Origin of the sequence: Geodermatophilus telluris, assembly GCF_900102745.1 — a bacterium.
Classification (GTDB): Bacteria; Actinomycetota; Actinomycetes; order Mycobacteriales; family Geodermatophilaceae; genus Geodermatophilus; species Geodermatophilus telluris.
The window spans coordinates 56,309-74,902 of the sequence record NZ_FMZF01000002.1; the positions used below are offsets into that span (position 1 = coordinate 56,309).

At 75.9% G+C, this 18,594-nt stretch carries 17 protein-coding genes; 5 read left to right on the forward strand and 12 right to left on the reverse strand.

The genetic code is table 11. From position 1 onward, the window contains the following. Positions 1-187: 187 nt before the first annotated feature. Positions 188-943, reverse strand: coding sequence for a MerR family transcriptional regulator (locus BLQ97_RS05500; protein ID WP_091364118.1), 756 nt, complete (start codon positions 941-943; stop codon positions 188-190). A gap of 117 nt (positions 944-1,060) precedes the next feature. Here BLQ97_RS05500 and BLQ97_RS05505 point away from each other — a divergent pair, with 117 nt between their 5' ends. Both BLQ97_RS05505 and BLQ97_RS05510 read left to right on the forward strand, forming a co-directional pair. Beyond that, a complete protein-coding gene (locus BLQ97_RS05505) occupies positions 1,061-1,951 on the forward strand; it encodes a haloalkane dehalogenase (protein WP_245691877.1) in 891 nt (296 codons plus the stop codon). Positions 1,952-2,081: 130 nt separating this feature from the next. Then, positions 2,082-2,564, forward strand: a complete 483-nt coding sequence (locus BLQ97_RS05510) for a VOC family protein (protein WP_091364119.1) — start codon at positions 2,082-2,084, stop codon at positions 2,562-2,564. Positions 2,565-2,598: 34 nt separating this feature from the next. On the opposite strand, the gene BLQ97_RS24340 is transcribed toward BLQ97_RS05510, so the two are convergent. The 5 genes from BLQ97_RS24340 to BLQ97_RS05535 all read right to left on the reverse strand — a co-directional run bounded on the left by BLQ97_RS24340 (position 2,599) and on the right by BLQ97_RS05535 (position 6,665). Then, positions 2,599-3,513, reverse strand: a complete 915-nt coding sequence (locus BLQ97_RS24340; protein WP_342670499.1) for a class F sortase — start codon at positions 3,511-3,513, stop codon at positions 2,599-2,601. Then, positions 3,467-3,904, reverse strand: coding sequence for an excalibur calcium-binding domain-containing protein (locus tag BLQ97_RS05520; protein ID WP_091365694.1), 438 nt, complete (start codon positions 3,902-3,904; stop codon positions 3,467-3,469). Before BLQ97_RS05520 ends, BLQ97_RS24340 begins: the two co-directional genes overlap by 47 nt. Positions 3,905-4,239: 335 nt before the next feature. Next, a complete protein-coding gene (locus tag BLQ97_RS05525) occupies positions 4,240-5,058 on the reverse strand; it encodes an ABC transporter permease (RefSeq protein WP_091364123.1) in 819 nt (272 codons plus the stop codon). Next, on the reverse strand, positions 5,055-6,023 hold the full coding sequence (locus BLQ97_RS05530) for an ABC transporter ATP-binding protein (RefSeq protein WP_091364125.1): 969 nt from the start codon (positions 6,021-6,023) through the stop codon (positions 5,055-5,057). Before BLQ97_RS05530 ends, BLQ97_RS05525 begins: the two co-directional genes overlap by 4 nt. A 42-nt stretch (positions 6,024-6,065) precedes the next feature. Further along, positions 6,066-6,665 carry a TMEM165/GDT1 family protein gene (locus BLQ97_RS05535; protein ID WP_245691878.1) on the reverse strand — a complete coding sequence of 200 codons (600 nt, stop codon included), beginning with the start codon at positions 6,663-6,665 and terminating at the stop codon, positions 6,066-6,068. A 331-nt stretch (positions 6,666-6,996) separates the two neighbouring features. Between BLQ97_RS05535 and BLQ97_RS05540 the strand changes: the two genes are divergently transcribed. Next, positions 6,997-8,127, forward strand: coding sequence for an MFS transporter (locus BLQ97_RS05540; protein ID WP_281181390.1), 1,131 nt, complete (start codon positions 6,997-6,999; stop codon positions 8,125-8,127). A gap of 69 nt (positions 8,128-8,196) precedes the next feature. Here the strand turns inward: BLQ97_RS05540 and BLQ97_RS05545 are convergent, their stop codons facing one another. Further along, positions 8,197-10,815, reverse strand: coding sequence for a diguanylate cyclase domain-containing protein (locus tag BLQ97_RS05545; protein ID WP_245691880.1), 2,619 nt, complete (start codon positions 10,813-10,815; stop codon positions 8,197-8,199). A gap of 113 nt (positions 10,816-10,928) precedes the next feature. After that, positions 10,929-12,584 carry a GGDEF domain-containing protein gene (locus tag BLQ97_RS05550; RefSeq protein WP_245691882.1) on the reverse strand — a complete coding sequence of 552 codons (1,656 nt, stop codon included), beginning with the start codon at positions 12,582-12,584 and terminating at the stop codon, positions 10,929-10,931. Between the two features lie 119 nt (positions 12,585-12,703). Between BLQ97_RS05550 and pheA the strand changes: the two genes are divergently transcribed. Beyond that, on the forward strand, positions 12,704-13,639 hold the full coding sequence (pheA, locus tag BLQ97_RS05555; protein ID WP_091364132.1) for a prephenate dehydratase: 936 nt from the start codon (positions 12,704-12,706) through the stop codon (positions 13,637-13,639). A 92-nt stretch (positions 13,640-13,731) separates the two neighbouring features. Here the strand turns inward: pheA and BLQ97_RS05560 are convergent, their stop codons facing one another. Further along, positions 13,732-15,810 (reverse strand): MMPL family transporter, encoded by a 2,079-nt coding sequence (locus BLQ97_RS05560; RefSeq protein ID WP_245691883.1) that lies wholly within the window; start codon positions 15,808-15,810, stop codon positions 13,732-13,734. Positions 15,811-15,936: 126 nt separating this feature from the next. Here BLQ97_RS05560 and BLQ97_RS05565 point away from each other — a divergent pair, with 126 nt between their 5' ends. Beyond that, the gene (locus BLQ97_RS05565; RefSeq protein ID WP_091364136.1) at positions 15,937-16,395 is read left to right on the forward strand and encodes a MarR family winged helix-turn-helix transcriptional regulator; all 459 of its coding nucleotides are present in this window, start codon (positions 15,937-15,939) and stop codon (positions 16,393-16,395) included. 4 nt (positions 16,396-16,399) lie between these two features. On the opposite strand, the gene BLQ97_RS05570 is transcribed toward BLQ97_RS05565, so the two are convergent. The 3 genes from BLQ97_RS05570 to BLQ97_RS05580 form a co-directional block, all read right to left on the reverse strand. After that, entirely contained in the window at positions 16,400-16,726 is a 327-nt protein-coding gene (locus BLQ97_RS05570) for a GroES family chaperonin (RefSeq protein WP_245691885.1), read from the reverse strand. Between the two features lie 90 nt (positions 16,727-16,816). Next, entirely contained in the window at positions 16,817-17,164 is a 348-nt protein-coding gene (locus BLQ97_RS05575; protein WP_091364138.1) for a metallopeptidase family protein, read from the reverse strand. Further along, on the reverse strand, positions 17,161-18,594 hold the full coding sequence (locus BLQ97_RS05580; protein WP_091364139.1) for a GuaB1 family IMP dehydrogenase-related protein: 1,434 nt from the start codon (positions 18,592-18,594) through the stop codon (positions 17,161-17,163). The genes BLQ97_RS05575 and BLQ97_RS05580 overlap by 4 nt, the downstream gene beginning before the upstream one ends.

Below are 18,594 nucleotides of genomic sequence, written 5' to 3' on the forward strand. Positions count from 1 at the left end.
GTCGGTCATCGGCGGTCCCGTCCCGGTGCTGAAGCGTTGTGTCCGACTGGTTGACCGACCGGCGGATCACCGTCCCGCGGCGGTCGACTTGTGCCTGCCCGCGCCCGTGCCTCCCGGGGTGTCCCCCGTGCTCCGGGGGTCCTGCAGGACCCCCGGAGCACGCGGAACGCCCCCGGTGCGGCCGGGGTCAGGCGCCCTGGCGCGCGGCGTTGGCCTGCACGGCGGTGCTCACCCACCCCGCCAGGCCGGGGGTCCGCCGCTCGTAGTGGGCGGTGAACCGCTCGTCCTCGACGTACATGCGGCCGAGTCCGGCGTGCATCTCCGGCGGGCAGTCGTAGAAGTTGCGGCTGATCTGCTGCCGCGCCTCCTCGGCGAGGTCCATGGCCTGCGGCGAGTCCGGGGCCACCCCGGCCTGCAGCGCCGCGGCCATCCGCGCCTCGACGTCCTCGCCCTCGGCCTTGATCCGGACCCAGTCCTCCTTGGTGTACGCGCGGGTCCTGGCCTGCGACTGCGACCACGCCTCGGTGTCGCCCCAGCGCTCCTCGGCCTCCTGCTCGTACTCCTCGGGCAGCCAGTCCCCGAACAGCTCGAACCGCTCCTCCGGGGTCAGCGAGATCCCCATCGCCATCGCCTCCATCTCCTTCTCGACGGCCGCGACCATCGCCTGCGTCCGCTCCAGCCGGTCCCGCAGCAGCCGGTGCTGCCGGCGCAGGTGCGCGGCGGGGTCGGCGGACGGGTCGTCCAGCAGGGTCGCGACCTCCTCGAGGGGGAACCCGAGCTCGCGGTAGAGCAGCACCTGGTGCAGCCGGTCGAGGTCGGCCGCCGAGTAGCGGCGGTAGCCGGCCGCGGTGCGGCCCGACGGCGACAGCAGGCCGATGCGGTCGTAGTGGTGCAGCGTGCGCACCGTGACGCCGGCCAGCGCCGCGACCTCTCCCACGTTCATCTCCGGGTCCCTCCTCCCTGACGGGGACGAGTGCACAGCCTGACGTCGCGTCAGGGTCAAGCGCGATCGTCGCGTCAGGGCCGAGCGCGATGACCGGACCTGGGTGAGGATGCCGGGGTGGCTGCTCCGGACGTCTCGCCCGTCGACCCCTTCCCGCGGCAGCGGGTGACCGTGCGGGGCACCGAGATGGCCTACGTCGACGTCGGCGAGGGCGACCCGATCGTCTTCCTGCACGGCAACCCGACGTCGTCCTACCTGTGGCGCAACGTCATCCCGCACGTGCAGCACCTGGGCCGCTGCCTCGCGCCGGACCTGGTCGGGATGGGGGAGTCGGGCAAGCTGCCCGACCCGCGGCGCGGCACCTACTCCTTCGCCACGCACGCCGCGCACCTCGACGCGTTCCTCGACGCCGTCGGCGTCCACCGGCGGGTGACCCTCGTGCTGCACGACTGGGGCTCGGCGCTCGGCTTCTCCTGGGCGCACCGGCACCCCGAGCAGGTGCGCGGGCTGGCATTCACCGAGGCGATCGTCACCCCGATGACCTGGGCCGACTGGCCGGCCGACGCCCGGAGGATCTTCCAGACCATGCGCGGCGACGACGGCGAGGCGGCGGTGCTGGACAAGAACGTCTTCGTCGAGCGGATCCTGCCCGCCTCGACGCTGCGCGGGCTCACGCCGGAGGCGCACGAGCGCTACCGGGCGCCCTTCCGCGAGCGGGAGGACCGCTGGCCCACCCTGGAGTGGCCGCGGCAGATCCCGATCGCCAACGTCCCGCCGGCGGTGCACGACGTCGTCGGCCGGTACGGGTGGTGGCTGCGCACCAGCGCCGTGCCCAAGCTGTTCCTCAACGCCGACCCCGGGTCGATCCTGGTCGGCCGGCAGCGGGCCCTCGTGCGCAAGTGGCCGGCGCTCACCGAGGTCACCGTGCCGGGGTCGCACTTCGTGCCCGAGGACAGCCCGCACGAGATCGGCCGCGCGCTGGCCGACTGGATCCCGACGCTGCCCTGAGGCCGCGGCCGGCCGACGGTGTGCGCCGGCGCCCTGTTCCCGCCGGAGTTCCAGGGCCTGGGCGCACACCGTCCGGCGGCTGTCGGGTTCGTCCAAGACGGCGCGGGCGCGGGGCGGCAGGGTGACGGGCATGGCGATCACGAACGGCCGTCCCGACGGCTACACCACCCTCACCCCGTTCCTCGTCTGCTCGCCGGCCGCGGAGGCGATCCGCTTCTACGAGGAGGTCTTCGGCGCCACGGTGGTCAGCCGGATGGACGCCCCCGACGGGACCGTCCCGCACGCGGAGCTGCAGTTCGAGTCCGGCCGCCTGCAGCTCGGCGACCCCAACCCGCAGTTCGGTCTGGCCGCGCCCCGCCGCGAGGGCGACCTGGTGAGCAGCTCCACGTGCGTCTACGTGGCCGACGTCGACGCCGTCGTCGCGAGGGCGGTGGAGCGCGGTGCCACCGTGCGCGAGGAGCCGGCCACCTTCGTCACCGGCGACCGCTTCGGCTCGGTCTACGACCCCTTCGGCCACCGCTGGGCGGTGATGACCCGGGTCGAGGACGTCAGCCCCGAGGAGGCCGAGCGCCGGCTGGCCGAGTGGGCCTCCTCCGGCGGGTTGGACGGGTAGCGCCCGTTCCGCCGACGCCCACCGGACGTGCGAGTCAGCTGACCGCGGTGAGGCTGGCGAACACGATGATGTTGTCCTCGTAGTCCCCCGTGTCTTCGTCGAACGCTCCGCCGCACGTGATCAGGCGCAAGCCCGCGTGGTCGATGTCGCCGTAGACCTCCTCGGTCGGGAAGTCGTTCTTGGCGTGCTCCTCGACCCGGTCGACGCGAAAGGTGGCAACGGTGCCATCGGCGCGGTCGATGACGACGGTGTCTCCGGTGAGCAGCTCCCGAAGCCCGTAGAACGCGCCCGGTTCGCCCTCCCAGTCGACGTGGCCGGCCAGGACGGCAGGCCCGAGTTGACCGGGTGTGGGGCTGCCGTCGTACCAGCCGACGGGATAGGCACCCGGCGGGACCTCCATGGAGCCGTCGCGCTCCAGGCCGAGTTCCATGACCCGGGATGTGACCCCCAGGGCCGGGATCTCGACCCGAGTGGGAGTGCTGGCCGGGAGTTGCGGTGAGGTGCCTGCTGCACTGACCAGCTGAGCTGGGGGTGTGGACGGGGTCGTGGTGACCGGCAGGGCGACCACGGCTTGGGGGAGGTCGAGTCGGACGGGGTCGCTCGTGTCCTGGGGCAGGACGACGATCGCCGCGACCCCTGCGGCGGCGAGCACCGCGGAGGTGGCCGCCCAGGCTCGGGCGGCGGGTGGTCGGGCGCTCCGCTCAGCGCGGCGACGAGGTCGTCCGTATCGGGTGACCTGGGGTGGCCGGGCGAGCAGGGCCTCGAGCTCGGCGTCGGCGTCCGTCGTGGGCGCTGGGGCCAGCGGCGGGGGATACGCCCCGACGATGCGCACCGCGCCACCCGCTCCGACCCTCGAGGGGCCGGAGCGGGTGGGGCGTGCGCGATGGTGCACGTCGGAGCGGTCAGACGGTCGCGCGGGAGCTGCGCCGGGCCGCGATCGCCGCTCCACCGGCCGCAGTCAGGGCGACGCCGCCCAGGACGTAGGGGAGCGCGCTGGCGTCGCTGGACGAGCTGCCGTCGCCGGCAGCCACGGACCCCGCCGGACGGCTGGTCACCTGGCTCGTGGTGCTGGGGGCCACCTGGCTCGTGGTACCGAGGGCCATGGCACTGGTGACGGTCCCCGGGCTGGCGACGTAGTCGTGGTCCTCGCAGGCCTGGGCGTCGTTGTCGCGGTCCAGCTGGTTGGGGTCGCTCGGGTTGGCGTTGTAGACAGCCTGGGCGTCTGCCTGCGAGACGAAGTCCGGACAGTTGTAGGTGTCGGCGGCATTGGCGGTGCCGGAGAAGCCGAAGGACAGGGCTGCGGTGAACAGGACACCGACAGCGGCGCTGGTACGACGCATGATGCGGAACTCCAGAGAGCTACGGGACGAGACGGGTGTCACCCTCACATGGCGATCCCGTTCCGATACGGCGTGTTCAGTAAGCGTCGCTGCCAACACTCAGCCGATCACTTGGTGACCGTCGCCATTCGATTCACACCAGCCTCATGCGTACCGCGGAGTCGTCGCCTCGGCCGGGGCGGCCCGGGGATCGCGCACGGTGCTTCTGTACGTGGAGCGGTCCCGGCTGCGGACGCCCCGGACCTCAGCGCCGCCACGCCACGTGCTGCGCTCTCGAGTGGGCCGCTTGAATACGCGGCACCGGTTCCGGCGCCCGTGTCCGCGGAACAGGATCCCTAGTCGAGCGCGCGGCGGCGGAAGCCCACCAGCCCCAGCACGCCGAAGACGACGAGGAAGCCGGCCAGCGCCAGGGCACACACCCCGAGCGGCAGGTGCGGCACCGCGGGCGCCATCTCCGCCCGCAGCGCCTCGCTGACGTAGGTGAGCGGGTTGACCGCGCACACCACCTGGAACCAGCGCAGCGACTCCAGCGCCGGCCACGGGAACTGGGTGGAGCCGGTGAACAGCAGCGGGGTCAGCACGACGGCGAACACGACGTTGATCCGGTTGGGCTTGACCCACGTGCCCAGCACCATCCCGATCGAGGCGCCCACGAGCGACCCGAGCACGAGGAAGGCGGCCAGCACCGGGACGTCGGACGAGGTGACCGGCAGCGACCCGAGCACCCACCAGCTGACCGGGAACATCACCAGCGCGGCCACCAGCGCGCGCAGCGTGGCGAACACGATCTTCTCGACGGCGACCAGCGCGGTGGGCAGCGGCGCGAGCAGCCGGTCCTCGATCTCCTTCGTGAACGAGAAGTCGATGACCAGCGGGAAGGCGGTGTTCTGCAGCGCGGTGAGGAACGCGGCCAGCGACACCACGCCGGGCAGCAGCACGTCGGCGTAGCCGTTCGACGTGAAGCCCAGCTCGGTGAGCACCTTGCCGAAGACGAACAGCAGGAACACCGGCTGCAGCACGACCTGCAGCAGGAAGGGCACGAACTCGCGGCCGGTGACGAACACGTCGCGCCACAGCAGCGCGGCGAACGCCCGACCGACGCTCGGCCGGGCGGGCCGGGTGCCCGTCGTCCGCGGTGTCTCGACGGCGGTCACCGCAGCTCCCGTCCGGTCAGGCTGAGGAAGACGTCCTCGAGGCTGGGCTCGCCGAGCCGGACGCCGGTCAGCCGGGCACCGCGGGCGCTGAGCGCCTCCGACACCGGGCCCACCGTCGTCGCGGCGTCGGCCGACAGGTACAGCCGGGCGCGCAGGCCCGCCGCGTCGGCCACCGGCTCGACCCGCTCGGCCTGCGGAAGCGCGCCGAGCGCGGCGAGCACCGCCTCGTCGGTGTCGCCGCCGGCCCGCTCGACGTCGACGTCGAGGGTGGCGCTGCCCGGCAGCGAGCGGGTCAGCGCGGCCGGGGTGTCCAGGGCCAGCAGCCGGCCGTGGTCCATGATCCCGACCCGGTCGGCCAGCGAGGCGGCCTCCTCCATGTCGTGCGTGGTCAGCACGACGGTGATGCCGTCGGCGCGCAGCTCGCGCACCTTCTCCCACACGTACAGCCGGGCCTGCGGGTCCAGGCCGGTGCTCGGCTCGTCGAGGAAGACCACCTGCGGGGCGTGCATGAGGGCCCGGGCGATGAGCAGCCGCTGCGCCATCCCGCCTGAGTAGTCGTCGACCTTGTCCCCGCCGCGGTCGCCCAGGCCCAGGCGCCCCAGCAGCTCGTCGGCCCGGCGGTTGCGCTCGGCGCGCCCGACACCGTGGTAGGCGGCGTGGAAGACGAGGTTCTGCCGGGCGGTGAGCGAGCGGTCGAGGTTGGATCGCTGCGGCACCACCGACAGCCGGCTGCGCGCGGTCACCGGGTCGGCCGCCACGTCGACGCCGGCCACCCGCGCCGTCCCTCCCGTGGGCAGCACCCGGGTGGTCAGCACGCCGATCGTCGTCGTCTTGCCCGCGCCGTTGGGGCCGAGCAGGCCGAAGACCTCGCCGCGGTCGACGGTGAAGGAGACCCCGGCGACGGCGTCGACCGACCGGCCCGGGTAGCGCTTGACGAGGTCGGTGACCTCCACGGCGGCGTCCATCGACGGCGATGGTCCCACCGTCGGGCGCCCCGGCGGCGCCGGTCAGACCAGCGCGCGCACGGTCTCCACGGCGGCCAGCACGGCGAAGACGACGAACAGCACCGCGGCCACCCGGCGGATGAGCGCCACCGGCAGCCGGTCGGCCAGCGCCTTGCCCAGGAACACCGCGAGGGCGGACACGGTGAGCAGCGCGGCCCAGGCGCCGACGAACACCGACACCGGCGCGTCGAAGCGGGCGGCCAGGCCGGCGGTGGCCAGCTGCGAGAGGTCGCCCCACTCCGCGGCGAACAGCACGCCGAAGGAGACGGCCGCCGCCCGCAGGAACGACGTCTGCTCCCGCGCGTCGGCGGCCTCGCCGCCGTCCTCGGGCCCCTCGCCCGCGCTGCGCCAGAGCAGCACCGCGCCGACCAGGAAGAGCACCGCGACCACCCCGGTGACCAGCGCCTGCGGCAGCAGGGACAGCAGCGAGCCGGCGGTCACCGCGATGGCCACCTGCAGGCCGAAGGCGGTGCCGACGCCGACGAACACCGGCAGCGGCGCGAACCGGGTGGCCAGGACGAGGCTGGCGAACAGCGTCTTGTCCGGCAGCTCCACCGGGAGGACGAGGAGGAACGCCGTCGCGACGACGGACAGCACGATCACGGGTGGGTCTCTCTTCCGCTCGGCACGGCCGGGCGGGGGCGCACGCCTCCGACCGGCAGTGCGACGACTGCTCTGGTCGAAGGTCTCGCCCACCCGCGCGGGGCGCGGGCCCGCTGACCGGGCACCCGGGGGTGCCAGCGTGTCGACCAGCGGACGGGGGGCTACTCCCCTTCTCGGCCGCCCACCCTAGCCGACCGGGCCGGAGAACCCGCGTGCGCCGGGGTGTGGTCCCGGTTACCGTCCGGCCGTGCCCTTCCGTTGACGCCCGGCGTCCGACCCGCTCCCGCCGGCGGCCCGCCCGCTGGCCCGCCTCGCCGTCGCCTGGACGGCGCTGTCGGGCCTGGCCCCGGTCTACCCGCTGTACGCGCTGCTCTTCCTCGACACGGGGCTGTCCGCGGCGCAGGTGTCGGGCCTGTTCGCGCTGTGGTCGCTGACCGGCCTGCTGGCCGAGGTGCCCACCGGCGTGCTCGCCGACCGGTGGTCGCGCCGGGGCGCGCTGGTGCTCGCCGGGGTCCTCGAGGCGGCCGGCTTCGCGGTGTGGACGGCGGCGCCCGGTCCGGTCGGCTTCGCGGCCGGCTTCGTGCTGTGGGGCGTCGGCGGCGCGCTGGTGTCGGGCGCGGCCGAGGCGCTGGTGTACGACGGGCTGGCCGCCGCTGGCGCCGGCGACGCCTACCTGCGGGTGCACGGCGCGACGACGGCGACCGAGCTGCTGGTCCAGGTGCCCACGGCGCTGCTGGCGGGGGTGCTGGTCTCGGTCGGAGGCTACCCGCTGGTGGGCTGGGCGAGCGTGGCGGTGTGCCTGGCGGCCGCGGCGCTGGCCACCCGGTTCCCCGAGCCGCCGCGCACCGGCGGCGATCCCGACGACGGCACGGACGGCGGCGAGCCGGAGGTGCCGCTGCGGACGGCGGCCGCCACGGCGCTGCGCCGGCCGGGCCTGTGGCCGGTGCTGGCCGCGGTCGCGCTGCTCGGCGGGCTCGACGCGATCGAGGAGTACTTCCCGCTGCTGGCCCGCGACCAGGGCGTGCCGACCGCGCTGGTGCCGGCCGCCGTCCTCGTCGTCGCGCTGGCCGGGGCGGCGGGTGCGGCGCTCGGCGGCCGGGCCGGGCGGCTGCCCGTGCGGGCCCTGCCGGTGCTGCTGGCGCTGTCCGCGGTGCTGCTCGCGGGAGGCGCGCTGGTGGCGCACCCGGTCGCCCTGGCCGCCGTCGCGGTGTCCTACGGGCTCTACCTCGCGGTGCTCGTGGTGGGGGAGGCGCGGCTGCAGGAGCAGGTGCCCGGGCCGGTGCGCGCCACGGTCACCTCGGTCGCGGGTCTCGGGATCGAGCTCGCGTCGCTGCTGGTCTTCGCCGCCTGGGCCCTCGACGGCGCCCTGGCGGTGGCGGTGCTCTTCGCGGTCGTCGCGCCGATCACGTGGTCGGCCTTCCGGCCGACACCGCGGCCAGGAGCCGTCCCCGACCTGCGTTGAGCCCTGCCACGCCGTCCCGGCCGGGAGCCTCCGGCCCCGCGGCCGGTCCGCCGTCCTGCGCGGGGCGGGTCACCTGGCGGTGCGCCTCGCGATGCGGGCGGCGAAGACGCCGGCGGCGTGGCCGTTGTCGATCGTGCTGACTACGACGCCCGGTGAGGCGGCGTTGAGCACGGTCAGCAGCGCGCCGAAGCCGCCGAAGGAGCCCGGCTGCCCGGTGGAGGTGGGCACCGCGACGATCGGGACGTCGGTCATCGCGGCCACGGTGGCGGCCAGCGACGCGTCCAGCCCGGCGACGACCACCAGGCAGTCGGTGTCGTCGAGCAGCGTGCGGTCGGTGAGCAGGGGCCGCAACCGGCTGCCCCCGACGTCGTCCACGCGCACCACCTCGGTGCCGGTGACCCGGGCGACGAAGGCGGCCTCGGCGGCCACCGACGCGTCGGCGGTCCCGGCGCACAGGACGCCGACCCGGCCGCGCGGCTCCGGGATCGGACCGACGGCCGCCGACATCGCCACGGCGTCGACGGTGGTGGCCGCCTCGTGCGCAGCGGCCAGCGCGACGAGGGTGTCGGCGGTCGCGCGCACCACCAGCGCGGGCCGGTCGGGGTGCTCCGCGCGCGCCTCGCGCACCAGCGCGAGCACCTGCTCGGTGCTGCGGTTGACCCCCCAGATGACGTCGGGCTCGGCCGCTCCGGGGCGGCTCGGCGGGGCGGGCGCGAGCCGGGGGGCGAGCGTCGGCTCGCCCGGGCTGCCGGTCGACAGCGGCGGGTCGGCCGGGCGCTCGGCCAGCAGCGCGGCGAAGCCGCCGACCGGGTCCAGCGGCGAGGCCTGCACGGTGACCCGCGGGGACGGCTCGGCGGGACGGGCGGGGGCGTCCGCGGGGGCGGCGTCCGGAGCGCGGGTCTGGGTCGCCGTCGAGAGCCGGACGACGCGGTCGCGGCCGCTGCGCTTGGCGTCGTAGAGCACGCCGTCGGCCGCGGCGAACAGCGTGCGGCGGTCGTCGCCGCGGGTGGCCGAGGCGATGCCGACGCTGATGGTCACCGGCACGGTCACGCCGTCGGCGGCCCAGTCGTGCGCCGCGACGGCGCGGCGGATCCGCTCCAGCGCGTGCTCGGCCTGCTCGGCGGTGGTGTCGGGCAGCAGGACGACGAACTCGTCGCCGGCCCACCGGCACACCTCGTCGGTGTCGCGGCAGCCGGCCAGGAGCAGCTCGGCGACCGTGCGCAGCACCGCGTCGCCGCCGGGGTGCCCCACCGCGTCGTTGATCGACTTGAACCGGTCGACGTCGACCACCGCCAGCGCGGGGGTGGTGCCGGCGCTGAGCAGCCCGTCGAGCCGGGCCTCGGCGTAGCGCCGGTTGGGCAGGTGGGTGAGCGGGTCCTCGTAGGCCTGGCGGCGCAGCTGCCCGGCGGCCCGCTCGTTCTCCAGCAGGCTCTTGCGCCGGCCGAACAGCTCCACCCAGCGGGTGCGCCGCTCGTCGACCCGGTCGAGCTCGTCGGCGAGGTAGGCCTGCAGGTAGGGCAGCGCGCGGCCGGCGTCGTCCAGCTCGGCGTGCAGCGTGCACAGCTCGCGCAGCGCGGCCCGCCGCAGCCGGGGCAGGCCGTGCTCGGTGGCCAGCGACAGCGCCTTGGCCAGCTGCTCGTCGGCGCCGCGCCCGTCGCCCTGCCGGCGCAGCGCCCGCCCCAGCGCGAGCAGCGCCGAGGCCAGCAGCGCCCGGTCGCCGGTGGCGCTGGTGACGCGGACGGCGGCCCGCAGCGGCCCGCTGGCGGCGACGTGCTCGCCCAGCCCGACCAGCGCCCAGCCGTGCACCACCTGCGCGGCGACGATGCCCTCCGCTTCGGGGGGCAGCTGGGCCAGCGCCTGCTCGGCCAGCCGGCGCGCCTCGGCGAAGTGGGGACCGGCGGAGCCGGGGTCGCCGTCGTCGAGCAGCGCCTCCCCGAGCTCGGCGCACAGCTCGGCCAGGCAGGTGGCCGCGCGGGCGGCGAGCACGTCGGGGTCGCCGTCGTCGGGACCGAGCAGGCCCTGCCCGGCGGCCGCGGTGGCGGCCTCCAGCGCGCGGCGCTGGTAGTCCAGTGCCAGCGGCATCAGCTCGAGGTCGGCCAGGACGCCGGCCAGCGTGCCCAGGGTGTCGACCAGCAGCGCCCCCGGCGGCAGGTCGGGGTCGAGCAGGCTCGCGGCCTCGACCGCCTCGTCCATCGCGGCGTCGATCCGGCGCGAGAGCAGCTCGATGCGCGCGTGCCGGGCCAGGCCGGCGGCGCGCTGCAGGTCGTCGTCGGAGGCGTCGAAGGCGGCCTTGGCCGAGCGCACCAGGGCGATCGCCAGCGCGGCGTGCGAGGCCGACGCCGAGCGCGGGTCGCCGTCGGGGCGCTCCGCGGTCGCGTCGAGCAGCCCGGCGACGCCGGCGTGCAGGTCGAGGGACTCCGTCGTCGCGGGCGCGTCGATCGGCTCCCCGACGACGCTGAAGCCGGCCACCCGCAGCCGGCGCACGAGCAGCTCGGCGCGCAGGGTGTCGGCCCACGCCCGGCCCAGGGACGGCGGGGTGTCGGACCCGCCCGGCCCCGACCGCTCCGCCGTCGGTTCCGCCTCGTAGGGCGAGGAGGGGTCGACCACCGACAGCAGCCGCTCGGCGTCGTCGAGCTGCCAGTTGGCCAGGGCAGCGGTCACCCGTTGGTGCAGGGCTCCGGGTGGCACCAGCGCACTGTGCACGCCGTCCGCGGGGGAGTCGAGCACCGGGCCGGGGGCACGCCGGTCGCCGGACGGCGCGTCGTCCGTCGCGTCACGCGCGTCCCAGGCGGGGCCGCGCGTCACGCCGTCGTCCCCTCGGCCGGCCCGTCCCCGGCGTCACCGACCAGGCCGGGCGCGCGCACGCGGTTGCGCCCGCCGCGCTTGGCGGAGAACAGGTGCAGGTCGGCGGTGTCGAATAGCGAGCGCCAGCCGGGCGGGTCGCCCGCGCCGTCGGCCGGCGCGGTGGCCAGCCCGATGCTCACCGTGATCGGCTGCGCCAGCGGCAGGTCACCCCAGTCGGCCTCGGCCACGGCGGCGCGCAGCCGCTCCACGGCAGCCAGCGCCTGGCCCTGGCCGGCGGTGGGCAGCACCACGAGGAACTCGTCGCCGGCCCACCGGTAGACCTCGTCGTCGACCCGGCTGTGCTCGCGCAGCAGCGCGGCCACCCGGCGCAGCACCTCGTCGCCGTGCAGGTGCGAGGTGTCGTCATTGACCTCCTTGAACCGGTCGACGTCGACGACGGCCAGCGACAGCGGCTCCGTGCCCAGCCGCAGCCCGGCCAGCCGGCGCTCGGCGCTGCGCCGGTTGCCCAGCCCGGTGAGCGGGTCCTCCAGCGCGTGCCGGCGCAGCACCGCGGCCTGCCGCTCGGCCTCGCGCAGCCGGCTGCGCCGGACGAACATCTCCGCCCACAGCTCGCGGCTGCGCGCGTGCGCCCGGCCGGTGTCGGCGCGGTAGGCGTCGAGCCAGTGCAGCGCCTCGGCGGGCCGGCCCATCGCGGCGGTGGCCTGGCCGAGCTCGAGCAGGCACTGGCGGTAGCGGCGCCGGTCGGCGGTCGCGGCGAAGGCCCCGGCGGCGTCGACGAGCAGGTCGGTGGCCTCCTCGGCGTGCCCGCCGCCGCTGTGCATCTGGGAGAGCCGGCCGAGCAGCCGGGCCAGCGCCAGGTCGGTGTACCCGCGCAGCCACGTGCTCCCCGTCCGGTGCACCCGGCGGTGCGCGCTGCGCAGCGGGCCGAGGGCGTCGTCGAGGTCGTCGTGGCAGGCAAGCGCCCAGGCCTGGACGACGTCGAGCAGGTCGAGGTCGTCGGGGTCGGGCTCGACGTCGAGGGCCCGGGCGTCGGCGGCGTGGGCCAGCGCGCTGCCGGCGAGCTCCACGCTGCGGGCCACCTCGCCGCGGCGGCGCAGCGTCTGGGCCAGCTCGGTGGACTGCTGTGCGCACAGCCGCAGCAGCTGCCAGCGGTCGGCCAGGCCGGGCAGCGCGGCGGACACCCGGCGGCCCTGCTCGGCCTGGGCCAGCGCCAGCTCCTCGAGGTCGAGCGCGGTGAGGGTCCGCGAGAGCCACAGGTGGGCCTGGTGCAGCGCGGGCGTCGGCTCGCCGGAGCCGAGCTGCTCGGTGAGCAGGCTCGCGTCGACGGCCAGCAGCATCGCCGCGTCGGGGTGGTCACCGGCGGCCTCGACGTGCGCCAGGTAGGCCAGGGCCAGCGCGGTCGACGGCGCGGGCGGACAGGCGGCCAGGGCGTCGCGGGCGGCGGCGACGTCGTCGGCCGCGGCGTCCGGGTGGCCGTCGACGAGGGCGCGGCGGGCGGAGAGGGCCGCCCGCCAGGCCGCCCAGCACGGCTCGCTCCCGGCGGCGAGAGCGGACTCGACGGCGTCGAGCTCGGTGCGGAAGGCGCCGGCGTCGTCCCGCCCGCTGGCGGCCAGGACGCGCCACAGCGCAGCGTCCAGGTCACCGTGGGTCACGGGAACAGGGCCGGGAGTCACGCGTTCCTTCCGCTCGACGGGGTGTCCGGCCGCCCGGCCGGTGGCCGGCGACCCCCGTGCCGACCTGGGGGTCCACCCGGCCGCACTACCCTCGTCGGGTGCCCGAGACGTCTCCGACACGGTTCGCCTACCTCGGCCCCGAGGGTACCTTCGCCGAGGCGGCGCTGAGCACCGCACTGGGGCCGGACCGGGGCCTGCGGCAGCCGGCGCCCAGCGTCCCGGCCGCCCTGGCGGCGGTGCGCGCGGGCGAGGCCGACGCGGCGCTGGTGCCGCTGGAGAACTCCGTCGAGGGCTCGGTGCCGGCGACGATGGACGGCCTGGCCGACGGCGCCCCGCTGCTCATCACCCGCGAGGTGTTCCTCACGGTGTCCTTCGTCCTCGCCGTGCGGCCGGGGACGCGGGCCGCCGACGTGCGCAGCGTGGTCAGCCACCCGCACGCGCTGGCCCAGACGGCGCGCACCGTGGCCACCTGGCTGCCCGGCGTCCCCGCCCTGCCGGCCTCCTCCACCGCCGCCGCGGCCCGGGCGGTCGGCGCGGGCGAGCACGACGCCGCCGTCTGCGCGCCGATCGCCGCCGAGCGCTACGGGCTGGTGCCGCTGGCCGAGGACGTCGCCGACCACCCCGGCGCGGTCACCCGGTTCGTGCTGGTCAGCCCGCCCGGCGGCCTGCCCGCGCCCACCGGCAACGACAAGACCTCGCTGGTGGCCGTCGTCGGCGACCGCACCGGCGCGCTGCTCGACGTGCTCACCGAGTTCGCCGTCCGCGGGATCAGCCTCACCCGCATCGAGTCGCGGCCCACCCGGGAGCGGCTCGGCGTCTACTCGTTCTCCCTCGACTGCGAGGGGCACGTCGCCGACGCCCGCGTGGGGGAGGCGCTGGCCGCGCTGCACCGGGTGTGCGACGACGTCCGCTTCCTCGGCTCCTACGCCCGCGCCGACGACCGCACCAACCGCCCGGTGCCGGAGGTCGCCGCCGACGCCGCCTTCACCGACGCGCACGCCTGGCTGGCCCGCCTCCGCGCGGGCGAGGTGTAGCCGGCGCTCCCCTCCGCGATCATCGGCGGGTGGCTGCCGCCGCCGGCGTGCCGAGCCGCCACCTGCCGATGATCACGGTGCGGAGGCGGCCGTCAGACGCGTTCCAGCTCGCGCTCGGGCTCGGGTTCGGGCCGGTGGCGGGCCAGGCGGCCGGGCCACCACGTGCGGTCGCCGACCAGGTGCACGGCGGCCGGCACCACGACGGTGCGGACGACGAAGGTGTCCAGCAGGACGCCGAACCCGACGATGAACGCCAGCTGCACGAGGATCAGCAGCGGCAGGACCGCCAGTGCCCCGAACGTCGCGGCCAGCACCAGCCCGGCGCTGGTGATGACCCCGCCGGTGACGGCGAGCGCCCGCAGGACGCCCTCGCGGGTGCCCAGCCGCTGCGACTCCTCGCGCGCCCGGGTCATGAGGAAGATGTTGTAGTCGATCCCCAGGGCGACGAGGAAGACGAAGCCGATCAGGATGATCGTCGGGTCGCTGTCGGCCGTGCCCAGCAGCGGCTCGAACAGCAGCGCCGAGACGCCCAGCGTGGCGGCGAAGCTGAGCACCACGGTGGCCACCAGCAGCAGCGGTGCCACGATCGCCCGCAGCAGCAGGGCGAGCACCAGGGTGATGACCAGCAGCACCAGCGGGACGATCACCCGCAGGTCCCGGGCCGCGGTGTCGAGGGTGTCGAGGTTGGCCGCCGTCGTCCCGCCGACCAGCGCCTCGGGCTCGACGTCGCGCACCGCCTCGCGCAGGTCGGCGACGGTGCGCTCGGCCGCGATGCTGTCCGCGGCGTCGGTGAGCACCGCCTGCAGCTGCACCAGCCCGTCGACCTCCCGCGGCGCGGCGTCCGGCGCCGGCGGGCCGTCGTCGCCGGTCACCGGGGTCACCGCGGCGACGCCGGGCACCTCGCCGGCCGCGGCGGCGACGTCGGGCCAGGTGCCGGCCGGCGTGACGACGACCGCGGGGCTGCCGCTGCCGGCGTCGAAGTGGCGGGCCAGCGCCTCCTGCCCCTGGGCGCCCTCGGGGTTGCCGCGCACCGCCTCCGACAGCGGCAGGCCGTCGGCCTGGAAGGTGGGGGCGAAGACCCCGGCGGCGACCAGCCCCGCGACGCTGATCGCCAGCACCCGGCCCGGTCGCCGTCCCACGGTGTCGGCCACGCGCTGCCAGCCGCCGGTCCGCTTCGGCGAGCTGCCGTAGCGGGGCCGGAAGGGCCAGAACGCGGCCCGGCCCAGGAGCACGAGGACGGCCGGCAGGAAGGTCAGCGAGGCGACCACGGCGAGCACCACGTTGACCGCGGAGATCGGGCCGAGGCCGCGGTTGGAGGCGAGGTCGGAGAAGAGCAGGCAGAGCACGCCCAGGACCACGGTGGCACCGGAGGCGAGGATCGGCTCGACCGAGCGGCGCAGCGCCGTGCGCATGGCGTCGACCGGCGACTCCTGCGTGCGCAGCTCCTCGCGGTAGCGGGCGACCAGCAGCAGGCCGTAGTCGGTGGCCGCGCCGACGACGAGGATCGAGGCGATGCCCTGGCTCTGCCCGTTGACGGTGATGACCCCCTCGCGGGCGAGCAGGTAGGAGATCGCCTGCCCGGCGGTGAGCGCCAGGCCCGCGGTCCCGATCACCAGGAAGGGCAGCAGGGGACTGCGGTAGACCACCAACAGGATGAGCAGGACGACGCCGAAGGCGGCCAGCAGGAGGAGCCCGTCGATGCCGGAGAAGCCGTCGGCGAAGTCGGCGAAGACGCCGCCGGGGCCGGTGACGTAGGCGGTGGTGCCCTCGACGTCGTCGACGGTGCGCAGCTCCTGGACCACCTCGGGCAGGGCCTCGCCGAGGTCGGTGCGCAGCGGGACGACGGCCTGCACCGCCTCCCCGTCGGCGCTGGGGATCGGCGGGGAGACCTCGCCGGCGAGCGCGTCGGCCTCCTCCGCGGTGGCGGTGACCTCGCCGAGCGCCTCGCCGATCCGCGCCACGGTGGCCTCGTCGAGCCGGCCGTCGCCCTCCCACACCAGCACGACCGGCAGGGCGTCCTCGGTGCGGAAGCGCTCCTGCAGCTCGCTGACGCGGGTGGACTCCGCGCTGTCGGGCAGGAAGGCGGCGTTGTCGTTCTCCTGGACGCCGGTCAGCTGGCTGCCGATGCTCGCCAGCGGGCCGGCCAGGCCCAGCCAGAGCAGGGCGACCACGGCCGGGAGGAGCCAGCGGAGGAGGGACGTGCGTCGGGACATCGGCCGGGCCTCTCGGTGCTCTAGAATCTCGACGATCGAGAGGATAGGGTGGACGGCGGGTCGACGGCAAGCGGGGAGCAGGCGGTGACGGACCGGGACACGCGCATCGACGTCGGCCTGCTGCTGCGCCGGCTCGCGGTCGAGCTCGACGCCGTCGGCCAGCGCTTCGCCGACGAGCAGGGCCTGGGCCGCACCGACGTGCGGGCGCTGACCGCGCTCATGGACGCCACCCGGGACGGGCGCGGGCTCACCGCCGGGGGGCTCGGCACGGCGGTCGATCTGAGCTCGGCGTCGGTGACCGCCCTGGTCGACCGGCTCGAGCGCATGGGCCACGTGCACCGCGAGCGCGACGAGGCCGACCGGCGGCGGGTCGTCGTCGCCGTGTCCGACACCGCGATGGCCGCCGGCCGGGAGTTCTTCGGTGCGCTGCAGGAGGACCTGGTGGCCGCGATGGAGGGCTACACCGACGCCGAGCTCGCCGTCGTCCGGCGGTTCCTCACCGACATGACCGAGGTGATCACCCGCCACTCGCGGCCGCGCTGAGGCCTCAGAGGTAGAGGCCGGTGGACTCCTCGATCCGCTCGGCGGCGACGGCGTGCACGTCGCGCTCGCGCAGGATGATGAGCTCCTCGCCGTGCACCTCGACCTCGTGCTGGTCCTCGGGGGAGAACAGCACCTGGTCGCCGACCTTCACCTGCCGCACGCTCGCGCCCACGCCGCGGGCCTCGCCCCACACCAGCCGCTTGGCCACCTGCGCCGTCGCCGGGATCAGGATGCCGCCGGTCGACCGGCGCTCGCCGTCCTCCTTGCGCAGCGCGACCAGGACGCGGTCGTGCAGCATCTTGATCGGGAGCTTGCCCGCGGGGTCGGCCACGCCGGTCACGGTACGCGGAGGGAAGGCGCGGGAACGGCCCCGTCCAGGGGCTCGCCCCGAGCCTGCGAGGGGGGAGGGGGACGAGGTCCGTCACCCCCAGCCGAGCTCGTGCAGGCGCTCGTCGTCGATGCCGAAGTGGTGCGCGATCTCGTGGACGACGGTGACCGTCACCTCCTCGACCACCTCCTCGGCGGTCGTGCAGACGTCGCAGATGGCCTCGCGGTAGACCATGATCCGGTCGGGCAGGGCGCCGCCGTACTGCCAGCCGCGCTCGGTCAGCGCGTACCCCTCGTAGAGGCCCAGCAGGTCGGGCTCGTCCTCGTTGCGGTCCTCGACGAGCACGACGACGTTGTCCAGCAGCGCCATCAGCTCGGCGGGGACGGCGTCGAGGGCGTCGGCCACGAGCGACTCGAAGACCTCCCGCGGCAGCGCCCTCACCAGCTGGTCGGCAGCGGCCGGCCCTCCTCGTAGCCGGCCGCGCTCTGCACCCCCAGGACGGCGCGCTCGTGCAGCTCGTCGACGGTGCGCGCGCCGGCGTAGGTGCACGACGAGCGCACCCCGGCGACGATCCCGTCGACCAGGTCCTCGACGCCGGGACGGGCCGGGTCGAGGTACATCCGCGAGGAGCTGATGCCCTCCTCGAACAGCCCCGCGCGGGCCCGCTCGAAGCCGCTCTGCGCCGCCGTCCGCGCCTTGACCGCGCGCGCCGACGCCATGCCGAAGGACTCCTTGTACAGCCGGCCGCTGCCGTCGTCGTGGATGTCGCCGGCCGACTCGTAGGTGCCGGCGAACCAGGAGCCGACCATGACGTTGGCCGCGCCCGCGGCCAGGGCCAGCGCGACGTCCCGCGGGTGGCGGACGCCGCCGTCGGCCCACACGTGCCTGCCGAGGCGGCGGGCCTCGGCCGCGCACTCCTCGACGGCGGAGAACTGCGGCCGGCCGACGCCGGTCATCATCCGCGTGGTGCACATGGCGCCGGGGCCCACACCGACCTTGACGACGTCGGCACCGGCCTCGACCAGGTCGCGGGTGCCCTCGGCGGTGACCACGTTCCCGGCGACCACCGGCGTCGACCCGGCCACCGCGCGCACCGCGCGCACCGCCTCGACCGCCTTCTCCTGGTGGCCGTGCGCGGTGTCGACGACGAGCACGTCGACGCCGGCGGCCAGCAGCGCCGAGGCCTTGCCCGCGACGTCGCCGTTGATGCCGACGGCGGCCGCGGTGAGCAGCTCGCCCCGGGCGTTGACCGCGGGCGTGTAGAGCGTGGAGCGCAGCGCGCCCTTGCGGGTGACCACGCCGACCAGCCGCTCGCCCTCCACCACCGGCGCGGCGCTGACCCGCTCCTCGGCGAGCACGTCGAACACCTTCGGCAGCTCGGTGCCCGCGGGGATGGTCAGCGGGTGGGCGGCCATGACCTGGGAGAGCTGGGTGAAGCGGTCGACGTGCTGGCAGGCGCCGTCGGTGACCACGCCGACCGGCACGTCGTCCTCGACCACCACGACGATCCCGTGGGCGCGCTTGGTCAGCAGCGACAGCGCCTCGGCCACGGTGGAGGTGGGGCTCAGCGTGATGGCGGTGTCGTAGACCGGGTGCCGGGCGTGCACCCACGCGACGGCCTCGCCGACGACGTCGACCGGGATGTCCTGCGGCAGCACGGCCAGCCCGCCGCGGCGAGCCACCGTCTCGGCCATCCGCCGGCCGCTGATCGCCGTCATGTTGGCGACGACGACCGGGATCGTCGTGCCCACCCGGTCGGGCGTGGTGAGGTCGACCTCCAGCCGGGAGCCCACGGTGCTGTGGTTGGGCACCATGAAGACGTCGGCGTAGGTGAGGTCGGTGGCCGGGCGGTTGCCGCCGAGGAAGCGCAT

Excerpts from the sequence above, each read along its gene's own strand:
- BLQ97_RS05520 (WP_091365694.1), bottom strand. The coding sequence starts at position 3,904 with ATGCGTCGTACCAGCGCCGCTGTCGGTGTCCTGTTCACCGCAGCCCTG.
- BLQ97_RS05510 (WP_091364119.1), top strand. The coding sequence starts at position 2,082 with ATGGCGATCACGAACGGCCGTCCCGACGGCTACACCACCCTCACCCCG.
- BLQ97_RS05580 (WP_091364139.1), bottom strand. The coding sequence starts at position 18,594 with ATGCGCTTCCTCGGCGGCAACCGCCCGGCCACCGACCTCACCTACGCC.
- BLQ97_RS05530 (WP_091364125.1), bottom strand. The coding sequence starts at position 6,023 with ATGGACGCCGCCGTGGAGGTCACCGACCTCGTCAAGCGCTACCCGGGC.
- BLQ97_RS05500 (WP_091364118.1), bottom strand. The coding sequence starts at position 943 with ATGAACGTGGGAGAGGTCGCGGCGCTGGCCGGCGTCACGGTGCGCACG.